Source organism: Mycobacterium sp., from assembly GCF_008709575.1.
Classification (GTDB): domain Bacteria; phylum Actinomycetota; class Actinomycetes; order Mycobacteriales; family Mycobacteriaceae; genus Mycobacterium.
The window spans coordinates 397-618 of record NZ_VYIK01000454.1; the positions used below are offsets into that span (position 1 = coordinate 397).

The window sequence follows — 222 nt, forward strand, 5'->3', positions numbered from 1 at the left end:
GACTCCCCATACGGTGCTCCGCAGAGCGCATCGGCCTCCGCGGACATAAGGGCGTTCGCGAAGGTCTCCACGAGGCTGCGCAGCACGTCCGGGCTCGCCGTGGCCAGCTGCTCGCGGACAGCCTCCACAAGGTCCATACTCTTGACGACGGCCACTGTGGTGCCTCCTTTCGATCGGTTGTCGCCTTTCCGAAAGGATCACGCTGTGGCCGTCGTCCGTGGT

General features: G+C 65.3%; 1 pseudogene. It reads right to left on the reverse strand.

Annotated features, from left to right (window positions below):
- A pseudogene (locus tag F6Q13_RS19560) lies at positions 1–137 on the reverse strand (IS256 family transposase); the annotation flags it as partial.
- Positions 138–222 lie beyond the last annotated feature (85 nt).